The organism is Vibrio sp. 2132-1, assembly GCF_033344315.1.
Genome location: NZ_JAWPON010000414.1, coordinates 1 through 660, shown reverse-complemented (window position 1 = coordinate 660; position 660 = coordinate 1). Strand labels below are relative to the sequence as shown.

The window sequence follows — 660 nt, the reverse complement described above, 5'->3', positions numbered from 1 at the left end:
CTTAATTTTCCACCTAACAACTGTTTCACCCGATACATTGCGGTCTCTGATAGCGAGCGCTTATGATAGCCATACCGCTTTTTCCATTTCTTGTTGGAGCCGTAGAGCTTCTGACAACCTACTGCTAAATTGCGAGGGTGTCCTTGCTCCCAGAAAGCTGCCCCTTCTCGTGGTGGGATAAGCGGAACCGCTCGCTTGACCCGTATGGCATTATGGCAATTCCTTGTGTCATAAGCGCCATCGCCTGATATCTCGATGATTTTCCGACGTGTCTGCTTAAGCAAGTTGGGAAGTACTTCGGCATCGGTTACGTTAGATAAGCTCAGCTCTGCTGCGACTATTTCGTGGGTGCTAGTATCTACTGCGATATGCAGCTTACGCCAAACCCTACGCTTCCCGTCAGTACCATGCTTCTTGACCTTCCATTCGCCTTCGCCATAAACCTTGAGGCCAGTGGCATCAATGGCTAGGTGTTGTATCGCACCTCTGGTTTTAGTTTTAAATGAAACCTCAACTTCCTTAGCTCGACGGCTTATACAGGTGTAGTGGGGACAAACTAGCGGGATGTTAGCCAGCTTAAATACCGAGTCTAGAAATCCTTGCAGTGCTCTCAACGGCATAGAGAATATGCGTTTCACCATCAGTGCAGTAGTAATGGCT

Annotated in this window: 1 protein-coding gene; it reads right to left on the bottom strand. The window is 48.3% G+C overall.

Translation table 11 applies throughout. The features are described 5' to 3' along the window. The coding region (locus tag R8N47_RS25750; protein WP_318186170.1) for an IS5 family transposase at positions 1-660 on the bottom strand (660 nt) is incomplete at both ends.